Here is an 11,374-nt window from a genome sequence, read left to right as displayed (position 1 = left end):
GTGTGGTTTTGAGGGTATATGCCTCAGATATTGCAGCAATGCAGTAATCCTCGATAGCTCAGTCGGTAGAGCAAACGGCTGTTAACCGTTGGGTCGTAGGTTCAAGTCCTACTCGGGGAGCTTTGGCCCCATGGTCAAGCGGTTAAGACATCGCCCTTTCACGGCGGTAACACGAGTTCGAATCTCGTTGGGGTCATTGAATGCCGATGTGGCTCAATTGGCAGAGCAGCTGATTTGTAATCAGCAGGTTATCGGTTCGAGTCCGATCATCGGCTTTCACGTAATTAAATAATTCGATCAGATTATTATGTTTAGGACCTTTAGCTCAGTTGGTTAGAGCAACCGGCTCATAACCGGTCGGTCCCGGGTTCGAGTCCCCGAAGGTCCACTAGCACTGAACTAAATAGTTGATAATCTGGCCCGGTGGCTCAGCTGGTTAGAGCGCCGCCCTGTCACGGCGGAGGTCGTGGGTTCGAATCCCATCCGGGTCGTTCTGTATTTTTAAATACAGGCTTTACAAACCAGCAGGTAAGTTGTATAATGCTTACTGTATCATTTATGGGATCTTAGCTCAGCTGGGAGAGCATCTGCCTTACAAGCAGAGGGTCATAGGTTCGAGCCCTATAGGTCCCATTTCCATGAGAGATCATGAGAATGCCGGCGTGGCGGAACTGGCAGACGCACAGGACTTAAAATCCTGCGGGACTTACCTCCCGTACCGGTTCGATTCCGGTCGCCGGCATTGCCTGAAAAGGCAGACAATTGAATATGTGTGTGTAGCTCAGCTGGATAGAGCACTTGGCTACGGACCAAGGTGTCGGGAGTTCGAATCTTCTCACGCACGTAACGGACACAGCCCCAGGGAATTTTTCCCGGGGCTGTTTTTGTATTTGTTGATTAGTACGATGTTTTACTTTGACTTAAATTAGTTAACTGATTCCTGAATAAATTTGGTAAAGTAAACAAGTTCTTTTCAATAGCATAAAATAGATGGGGAGGGTTAGGATTTATTGATTGTTTCATAACTATTTATGTATAGGAGGGATTATTATGAGCAATAGTTCTCTTCAAATAGATTTAAATCTGGCTGCAACTGTAGCTGCCGGTACAAATGTACTTTTTGATACCGTTGTCTATTCTTCTGGAAGTATAATCTATAATTCTGATACAGGAGAGGTAACCTTTTCAGAAGCAGGCAGATATGTAATTAACTGGTGGGTGGCGACTCAGACCTCTCAGTCTATAAATGGGACTGCCTTTGCGCTGATTTCCTCACAGGGAGATAATATTGGAGGTGATCCTCTTATTAAAACTGGCGAGGTATTTGGAATCGGAATCGTTGATGTAACTACGGCTCCTGTTACCTTAGCTCTTGTAAATGTCAGTACAACTACAATTTATTTCTCTTTGTATGCTCAACTGAAAGGTGTATTAGTTATTGTAGAAGATGATATTAGCCAAGTTGGACCCACAGGTCCCATTGGCCCTGCTGGACCCACAGGTCCCATTGGTGCCTCTGTTATAATTGGACTAAGTAAGTGAAAGCCGCTATATCAAAGGGTTTTCGCTAATCTTAGTCCAATTTTTTTACCCTATTTACCCATTACCCAAAATCTTTTTACCCAAGAAAGGAGAGCGCCGATGGCGAAAATCATTGCAATTATCAACGAGAAAGGCGGAGTGGGCAAAACAGCCACGGCTACCACCCTTGCCTATCTCCTGTCCAAGAGAGGACACCGTACCGCCCTGCTTGACTTTGACGGTCAGGGGCATTCCAGCATTATCTTTGGCGTGAAGAACCCCAATAAACTGGAGGTGACAATCAACACCCTGTTGCGCAAGCTGGTTGAGGACGAGCCTTTACCCGCACCTGAAAGCTACATCATCAAAACCGAGTGCGGTGTTGACCTGATCCCATCCAATACCCAGCTTTTCACCCTTGAACGCAATCTCTGCAATGTGGATTTCAGAGAGAGGATTCTGACCCAATACATTGACGCCATCAAGGACAGCTATGAGTACATCATCATCGACTGTATGCCGCAAATGGGTACGCCGATGATTAACGTGATGATGTGTGCCGACAGCATTATTATCCCGACACAGGCGGAGCTTTTATCCGCCCAAGGACTTGCGGAACTGCTAAAGCACCATCAGGCTATTCAGAGAAACAGCAACCACCGCCTGCGTATTGAAGGCATTTTGATTACCATGGATTCCCCTAATACGATACTTTCGGCACAGGTGAACGAACTGATCCATCGTGGTTTTGCTGACAAGGTTCCCATTTTCAAGACCCACATTCCCAGGTCTATCAAGGTTGCGGAAGCTGTGCTACACCATCAGACCATTTGTGAGTTTCTGCCGGGAAACCCTGCGGCAATCGCTTATGGGCAATTTGTGGACGAACTGCTTTCCGATGGACACAGCAAAATTGCGGAAAGGAGCGTTTAACCTATGGCGATACCAAAGCCCAAAGCAGCCCTAATTGACTTTGATGAAATGCTGGGTATAGAACCCCGGCAAGATGCCGCCCCTGCTCCTGTGCAGGGCGGTATCTTGGAAATGGATTTCAACTTGATGGAGTCCTTTCCAAATCACAGGTTCAAACTCTACGAGGGACAGCAGCTTGACGATATGGTGGACAGTATCCGCCAGTTTGGTATTCTGCTCCCCATTATCCTGTGGTACACTGAGGACGGACGGTACATTATTCTCAGCGGACATAACCGTAAAAACGCCGCCCAGCTTGCCGGGCTGACCAAAGGCCCCGTCATCATCAGGGAAAATCTGACCTATGAAGATGCCGTCCTGATTGTAACGGAAACCAATCTACGCCAGCGTTCCTTTGCCGATATGAGCTATTCAGAACGTGCCTACTGTCTTGCCCAGCACTATGCGGCACTGAAATCACAGGGCAAGAGAAATGACCTTTTGGCAGAGATTGAAATGCTCTTGAACCCGCATGATACCGAGGAAAATTCAACTTCGTCTGAGGTTCAGACGAAGTTGAGATCAGATGAAAAACTCGGACAAAATTATGGTCTTTCACGGGACAAGGTGGCAAAATACATCCGTATTTCAAATCTTATTGAACCCCTCATTTTCCGTGTTGATAGCGGAGAAATTGCTTTCCTCGCCGCCTATGACCTCTCTTTTGTAGAGGACGAAGCACAACAGCAGCAAATTGCAGACCTCATGGAATCCGACAGCTATAAGATGGATACCAAAAAGGCGGAATTATTCCACAGCTACTATAAGGCTGGCAAGTTGACCGACACCGCCATTGTGCAAATCATTTCTGGTGAAAAAACACGCAAGCCTAAAAGCAACAAGCCACAGCCGGTCAAAATCAAACCTGCGGTCATCTCCAAATATTTTACCGCACAGCAGACCCAAAAGGAAATTGAGGAAGTCATTGATAAGGCTTTGGCGCTGTACTTTGAAAATCAAGAAATGGAGGTGACAGCTTGAGCAAGGCGACCATTCTTGCCGACCTATATAAAAAGTCGGTACAGGAATACACCCAAAATCCTGTGGAGTGGAAAGGTCTGCTGTCTTGTGTAGCGAGGTATTATAAGCGTTCCTTTGATAATGCGGTACTCGTTTACGCACAGCGGCCCGATGCAACACAGCTTGCCACCTTTGACGAATGGCATGACAAGCGAATTGACCGAAATATCAATGCAGGCGCAAAAGGCATTGCTGTCATCGACATGACAAACCCCACAGCAAGTTTGAAGTATCTGTTTGATTTTATGGACACCAACGGCAGTGAGCAGAGTTTCAAAAAGGTTATGAGTTACCTGTGGGAGTTGGAGGATCAGTATAAACCCAGCGTGTTGGCGAGATTTCACGAAAAGTACAATACCCCAACCTCCAGCATCGAAATGTGCCTGTATAAGCTGGTACAGCAACGGGTTCGTCAGGTTTTACCGCAGTACATGGAAAACTTTAAGGTGCGTGACGAGAGCAGTGTACTCTATGATGCTCCCATTGATGCGGTTAAAGCGGAGTTTATGGAACTTGTCACCGACAGCGTTGCCTATACGGTGTTCTGCAAATGCGGGCTTTCCACTGAGATGTTTGAAGAAAACACCTTTGAGAACATCAGCCACTTTAACAGCTTAGAGTTATTTATGACCATGGGAAACTGCACGGTTTCCCTTGCAAGACCCATCCTGAGAGAAATCCATCAGGAAATCCAACAAATTAAAATCGAAAGGAGCCAAATTTATGAGAACCGAACCGTTAATGAAATTCAATTACCGGAAGGGCGAGGACGGTCTGCTCTACCCCGAACTGCAAATCTCGGAGAACGAGAAAACCGACCAGATGCCGGTGGGCAGATTCGGGAACCTGTGGAAGAACTTCATGCTGGAGAACCACCCGCACCGCCTGTCGGAGCTGGTAGCACAGGGCAAAATCAACGAGACGATTTTGAAAGTGGACGAGGAAGCCGAGAGCCGCAAGGAACGGCTGATACAGGAGCTTCTGACCGCACAGCCGGTGCCGGACACCGAGGACACGATGGAGAGAGCCGCCCACATGGGCATGATAACCGGCACAGCGGAGGAAATCGTGATCAGCGAACTGGTACTGCACCTCCGATAATCCCAAGTACAGAGCCGCCCACAGATGGTAAACAGCCGTCTGTGGGCGGCTTTTTTTCTGTCCCGCCTACATCGAAACCGCCTGCACCTGTTTCCGTTCAGGAAACCCCTGAACAGGCTCCTGCACTGGACGAGGAAGAAATCTCCGACCTCATTGATGTGGTTCTGTGCGCCGATGATATTACCCCTGACACAAGGGAATGGGCAGCGGAAATCCATAAATTCTTTGAGGGCGGACACAAGCAGACTACGAAAGCCAAAATTCTAAAAGCCTATTACGGCAAGCTGGATACCGACTACATCACGGAAACCGGAGAACATCTATATCTTACCGCAGGCGAGGATGGATTGACCTTTGAAATCGAAGGTCAGCAATTCACTGAGGATTATGGCAAGCTCACGGCTCGAATTGACCGCTTAATTCTGACCGGGGCATATCCGTTCAGCTCCGCAGATACCGTGATTGATGATTATGCCATTCCCGATGAACAGGAGGAAATGCAGAGCATTGCAGACGAGGACGAAGATAGTCCTGATGAACCTCCGGCATCCGCTGAGTTGTCTGAAACGGACAGGCAAAAAATCATTGACGAATACCTTCAGCACGGCAGCGGCACACAGGGCGGCAGGCAACGGATTTTTCAAGCCATGCTGTCCATGCCTGCCAAGAAGGACAGGGTTGATTTCATCCGAAAGGAATATTACTCATATAGCAGCTCCCGCAGTCAGCCCGGTGGCGATAGATGGCGCTTGGAGTACACCCCCAAGGGGCTGGTGATTGATTACCGGTCCGGGCATTTGGCACTGCACGAAACTCTATCATGGAATCAGGTGGAAAGCGGCATCTCTGACCTGATCCGTCAAGAACGCTACCTTACGGAAAAAGATAAAACGGAGATGGAAACCGAGGGGCAGACGGTGTACTTGCCAGCCCCCGAAGCACCGGAGCAGGAGGCTCCCGACAGGCAGCTCACCTTATTCGATATGACCTCCGCTATGCCGGAGAGCTATGAGGACGCCGCCGAGGACAGCAATGACGGCATGATTGATGGGAACTCTGTAGAGCCGATGCAACTGCCGTTTCAGGAGGGCGACCGCATTTATTATAATGACCGTGTGTTTGAAATCGTTAAATTCATGCACGATGGGCGCACGGTGGAAATCGGAGATATTGCACAGCTTAAAAATCTGAACCGGCTTAAAATTACCGAGCGTGTGCCGCTGTCTGCCATTGCGGATTGCAAGTCGCTGAAAGACCATTACACGAATGGCGAGATTGCTACCATGGTGGTAGAAAGCGTTCAAAGCGGTGATTTTTCAGAGGAAACGCAGGCTGCCATCAAAGCCGCCACCCTTGTCAATCAGTCCAATGATGAGTACAACCGTACCATTATGGATGATTTCCATGCCCGTGCTTGGGGTGAAGGTTTCAATTACCGCTATTCCCCCGATCATCATCTTTACGATGGCGGCCCGAAAACCAAATTCAAAAATAACATTGCAGCCATCCGGCTGTTAAAGGAACTGCAAGCGCAGGGGCGCCCGGCAACAGCAGAAGAACAGATCACCCTTGCCCGATTTGTAGGCTGGGGTGGGCTTGCAAATGCCCTTACACCGGATAAAAGCGGATGGGAAACAGAATACGCGGAAATTAAAGAACTGCTGACAGACGAGGAATTGCAGGCGGCACAGAAAAGCACCCTGACCTCCTATTACACGGAACAGAGCATCGTCAGCCACATCTATAAAGGGCTGGAGCGTATGGGGTTTCGGGGTGGCAACATCTTAGACCCCGCCCTTGGTACGGGTAACTTCTTTTCCGTGCTGCCGGACAGCATGGAGTCCTCCAAGCTCTATGGCAGTGAAATTGACCCCATCCCCGGACAGATCGCAAAACAGCTTTATCCCAATGCGGACATTCAAGTGATGGGCTTTGAGAAGACAGCTTTCCCCGACCATTTTTTCGATATGATGGTGGGCAACGTGCCGTTTAACTCCATCAAGGTGGATGACCCTCGTTACAATAAACATAATTTCCATATTCACGACTATTTTATCGCAAAATCACTGGATAAGGTCCGTCCGGGCGGCATGATGGCGCTCATTACCTCCAAGTTTACGATGGATAAGGCAAATTCCAGTATGCGCCGTTATATTGCCGGAAAAGCCGAGTTGATTGGTGCAGTCCGTCTGCCGAATAATGCGTTCAAACAGGTTGCCGGAACTGAGGCCACCACAGACATTCTTTTTCTGAAAAAGCGGGAACGGGAGATTGTGCCCGACGAGGAAAGCAGTCCTTGGCTGTCCGTAGAGCAAGACAAAAACGGCATTCCCATGAACACCTATTTTATCGACCACCCGGAAATGCTGTTGGGTGAAATGGTGTTTGATGAATCCATGTTCGGCAACGAAAAGACCACCGCCTGCCACCCGATAGCCGGTGAGGACTTGAACGAACGGCTGGAGCGAGCCATTTCCTATCTGGATGGTGAATATACCGAGGCTACCTCCGAATATGAGGGCGAAAAGGAAGTGCTGCCCGAATCCATCCCCGCTGATCCTAATGTGCGTAATTTCAGCTATGGGCTGGTAGATGGAGAACTGTACTACCGTGAAAACTCTCGGATGTATAAGCAAAACATCACCGGCCGAAAAGCCGAGCGCATCGGGGGCATGGTGGAGGTCACGGCAGCCATCCGCAGCCTGATTGACTTTCAGAACAGCGAGTATGCAGACCTACATGAGCTGCCCACCATGGAATATGAAAAGCAGCTTCAGGAGCATATCGCCCATCTCAACCATGTTTATGATGGCTTTGTCAAAAAGCAGGGCTATCTCAATTCCTATGCCAATGTAATCGCATTTTCAAGGGATTCCAATGCCCCTCTGCTCCGTTCCATCGAGGCGGAGAAAAAAGACCAAAAGGATGTATGGGAAAAGACCGCTATCTTCTACAAAGCGACCATCAAACCCAAGGTCATGCCTAAAGCGGTGTTTTCAGCGGAAGAAGCCTTGATGGTGTCCCTCAACGTGAAGGGCAAGGTTGACCTTGCCTATATGTCCTGGCTCTATCAGTATCCCGATCACCGCAAGGCTACACCGGAGGAAATCATTGATGAGCTGGGGGATAAAATTTATCAAGACCCCGATGATTACACCGGCAACCCGCACACCGGCTGGAAAACCGCCGACGAGTATTTAAGCGGCTATGTCAAGGATAAGCTGGCGACGGCACTCTTGAAAGCAGAGGAAGAACCGGAACGGTTCAGCCGAAATGCAGAGGCATTGAAGCTGGTGCAGCCCATTCCTCTTACCCCGCAGGACATCAGCTTTACCCTTGGTTCCACATGGATTCCCCCGGAGATTTACCAGCAATTCATGTATGATACCTTCCAGACTTCGCCCGGCAATCAAGTCGGGCGTTTCAGTATCTCCATTGAGTTTTCCAAATACAGCGGCGCCTATCATATTACCAATAAAAGCGCGGAAAGTAACTCCGTAACGGTCAACCAGTCCTACGGCACAGGACGGCTCAATGCTTACGAAATACTGGAAACCACCCTAAACCTCCGCTCAGTGGAGGTCAAAGACCCGGTTGACTATATTGACCCGAATACCGGTGAGGAAAAAACAAAGTACGTCCTCAATAAAAGAGAAACTATTTTAGCCCGTGAAAAACAAGCGGAAATCAAGATGGCCTTTGAAAGCTGGCTGTTTGCCGACCCGGAGCGTGGAGCAAGCCTGACAAAGCTCTACAATGACCGTTTCAATAACATCCGTCCCCGTGAATACAGCGGTGACAATCTTCTCATGCCGGATATGGCGGAGGGTATCAAGCTCCGCAAGCACCAGAGTGATGTAATCGCCCATGGTCTTTACAGTGACGGTAATCTGCTGATGGCGCATGAAGTGGGCGCTGGAAAAACCTACGCCGCTGTCGGCCTTGGCTACGAAATGAAACGGCTGGGATCAGTCCACAAGCCCCTGTATGCCGTGCCGAATCACCTTGTGGGAGAATGGGCAGCCCATTACATGAAGATGTACCCCAACGCCAATATTTTGGTGGCGGAGAAAAAGGATTTTGAGCGAAAGAACCGCCGCCGATTTGTCAGCAGGATTGCTACCGGTGAGCATGACGCCATCATCATGGGGCATAGCAGCTTTGAACTCATCGGCTTATCCAGAGAGCGCCAGCTTGCGGCCATGGAATCGGAAATGGCGGCCATTACAGAGGCGATAGCGGAGGTAAAGGCCCGTGACGGCAAGGACTGGACACTCAAGCAAATGCAGATTTTCAAGTCCAATCTCCAGTTTCGGTATGATAGGCTGTTCAACGCAGAGAAAAAGGACAGTGTTATCAACTTTGAGGAATTGGGCGTGGATGCCCTGTTTGTGGACGAGGCCCATGCCTATAAAAACAACTTTTCTTACACCAAAATGCGCAACGTGGCCGGAGTTACCGGGGTCAGCAGCCAGCGTGCCATGGATATGCACCAAAAATGCCAGTATATCAATGACCTGAACAACGGCAAAGGTGTGGTTTACCTGACCGGTACTCCAATCTCCAACACAATGGCAGAACTATATGTTCTGCAAAAGACATTGCAGCCGTGGGAACTGGAAAAGCGCGGATTGCTGATGTTTGACGCATGGGCAAGTACCTTTGGTGTGGTGGAATCCTCGTTGGAAATTAAGCCGGAGGGTAACGGCTACCAAATGAAGAACCGTTTTGCACGGTTTCATAACTTGCCTGAGCTGATGGCCATGTTTCACCTAATTGCTGACATCAAGACCGCTGATATGCTTGATTTGCCGACACCAAAGCTGAGAACCGGTGCAGTGCAGGTTGTAAAGACCGAAATCACACCGGATCAGAAACGCCTTGTGATGGAATTGGGCGAACGGGCGGAGAAAATACGCAACGGCCAAGTAGACAGCTCCGAGGATAATTTTCTGAAGCTCACGCTGGAAGCCCGCTTGTTGTCTACCGATCCGAGAGCCATTGACCCCGATTTACCGGATGACCCCAACACAAAGCTCAATGTCTGCGCACGGAAAGCGGCTGAAATCTACCATGAAACTGCCGAAAAGCGGTTGACCCAGCTTATCTTCTGCGACCAAGGCACTCCCAAGGGTGACGGCAGCTTTAATTTCTACGAGGCTACCAAGGAGGTACTGATTGCACAGGGTGTAAAACCGGAGGAAATCGCCTTTATTCACGACGCCAAGACGGACGTACAGCGGGAGCAGCTTTTTGAAAAGGTGCGTAGCGGTGAAATCCGCATTCTGATGGGCAGTACCGGAAAAATGGGCACCGGCATGAATGTTCAAAATAAGCTGGTGGCGCTCCATCATCTTGATGTGCCATGGCGACCTTCAGACCTCATTCAGCGGAATGGCCGTATTCTCCGTCAGGGTAACGACAATGAGGAAATTTCCATCTTCAACTACATCACAGAAAATACCTTCGACGCATATCTATGGCAGATTTTAGAGCAAAAACAGCGTTATATCAGTCAGATTATGACCGGTCGCTCCACCCTTAGAACCTGTGAGGATGTGGACAGCACCATGCTCCAGTATGCCGAGTTTAAGGCTTTGGCCGTGTCTGATCCGAGAATTAAGGAGAAGATGGAAACGGATAATGAAATCAGCCGTTTGACGGTGCTGAAATCCTCATGGCAGAGCCAGCGTAACGACCTTCAGTATAAAATCGGAAAACACTATCCAAGCCAGATCGCCACCACTGAGCGCAAAATAACGGAAATGGAAACAGACCTTTCTACCTACACAGGAAATAAGCCGGCCGAGTTCCAAATGACCATTGACGGCAGGCTCCATGATGAACGAACTAAAGCAGCGGAACACTTTATGGTCCGTTCCCGCAAGCTGGGACGAAACGCCGGGGACACTCTTGATGTTGGTAGCTACGCAGGTTTTCCGGTACGGCTGATACGCCGTATGGGAGATGGTGTTGGCATCCAGCTATGCGGCAAATGCACCTATACCACGGAATTGGGCGAGTCGGAGCTGGGAAACATTACCCGAATTGAGAACCTTGCGGAACGCATTGCAACGGAATTAGAAGTCACCAAGACCGAACTTGCGGATTTGCACCGTCAGCTTGAAGCGGCAAAACTGGAAAGTGAAAAGCCCTTTACCAGCGAGGAAAAATTGGTGCAGTTGCAGCGAAGAAAGGTTGAACTTGACCTTGCTTTGGAATTTAAGGATACCCCTGATGCTGTTTTAGAGCCGGACGAGGATAATGAGGATGTTATGAATTATGAGCCGGACGAGGAAGAAGATACACCAGTCAGAATGGCTCCCCCCTCTGCACAGCTCACTTTGGAACAGCGGCTGTATCAGAAGCTGGCGGTTTTCGCAGGTCCCATCCTTGAAGGGGAAGCATATTACATGAAGCTGAAAAGCGAAGGCTTTGAAGATTTGGTGCTGGAAGCCATAGGCGGTGATGAGTACAGTATCGCTCATTATTACAGCCAAAACGGTGATGCCATGCGTGATCCAGAGATTACCTTTACCATTGACAAAAAGACCTGTTCCATTCACCCTACATCGTTCTTACAGGACGATATAGGGCTTTTTTATGAAACGGACGGTGTACCGCCGTCAAGGGTGCGTGATTTGAAGGATTTCATGTCACAATGGTTTACCAACATCAGGGAGCAGGGGTTTGAGCCTGAGAAGGTGTCTGTTTACGCATCGGAAACCGAGGATGAAAGCGAATTTGAAAGATAGGAGGA

Annotated in this window: 4 protein-coding genes and 8 tRNA genes; all 12 read left to right on the top strand. The window is 49.1% G+C overall.

The annotated features are described in order from the left end of the window. Positions 1–47: 47 nt before the first annotated feature. Positions 48–120, top strand: a tRNA-Asn gene (locus DS742_RS13045). Positions 121–124: 4 nt separating this feature from the next. Further along, positions 125–196 (top strand) — tRNA-Glu (locus DS742_RS13040). Positions 197–202: 6 nt separating this feature from the next. Next, positions 203–275, top strand: a tRNA-Thr gene (locus DS742_RS13035). A 39-nt stretch (positions 276–314) separates the two neighbouring features. Then, positions 315–388: transfer RNA gene (locus tag DS742_RS13030), tRNA-Ile, on the top strand. 29 nt (positions 389–417) lie between these two features. Next, positions 418–491: transfer RNA gene (locus DS742_RS13025), tRNA-Asp, on the top strand. 69 nt (positions 492–560) lie between these two features. Beyond that, positions 561–633 (top strand) — tRNA-Val (locus DS742_RS13020). A gap of 23 nt (positions 634–656) precedes the next feature. Continuing rightward, a tRNA-Leu gene (locus DS742_RS13015) sits at positions 657–742 on the top strand. A gap of 28 nt (positions 743–770) precedes the next feature. Next, a tRNA-Arg gene (locus DS742_RS13010) sits at positions 771–844 on the top strand. A gap of 206 nt (positions 845–1,050) precedes the next feature. Continuing rightward, positions 1,051–1,542, top strand: a complete 492-nt coding sequence (locus DS742_RS13005) for a hypothetical protein (protein ID WP_117417424.1) — start codon at positions 1,051–1,053, stop codon at positions 1,540–1,542. A gap of 99 nt (positions 1,543–1,641) precedes the next feature. Continuing rightward, entirely contained in the window at positions 1,642–2,454 is an 813-nt protein-coding gene (locus tag DS742_RS13000) for a ParA family protein (RefSeq protein WP_117417423.1), read from the top strand. A 3-nt stretch (positions 2,455–2,457) separates the two neighbouring features. After that, positions 2,458–3,474 (top strand): ParB N-terminal domain-containing protein, encoded by a 1,017-nt coding sequence (locus tag DS742_RS12995; protein ID WP_117417422.1) that lies wholly within the window; start codon positions 2,458–2,460, stop codon positions 3,472–3,474. Next, positions 3,471–11,369 carry a helicase-like domain-containing protein gene (locus tag DS742_RS12985; RefSeq protein WP_242996467.1) on the top strand — a complete coding sequence of 2,633 codons (7,899 nt, stop codon included), beginning with the start codon at positions 3,471–3,473 and terminating at the stop codon, positions 11,367–11,369. Before DS742_RS12995 ends, DS742_RS12985 begins: the two co-directional genes overlap by 4 nt. Positions 11,370–11,374: the final 5 nt, after the last annotated feature.

It is taken from the genome of Lacrimispora amygdalina, assembly GCF_003432035.1.
GTDB lineage: Bacteria > Bacillota > Clostridia > Lachnospirales > Lachnospiraceae > Lacrimispora > Lacrimispora amygdalina.
The sequence above is the reverse complement of the archived record's forward strand: the minus strand, read 5'-3'. Positions and strand labels throughout refer to the sequence as shown.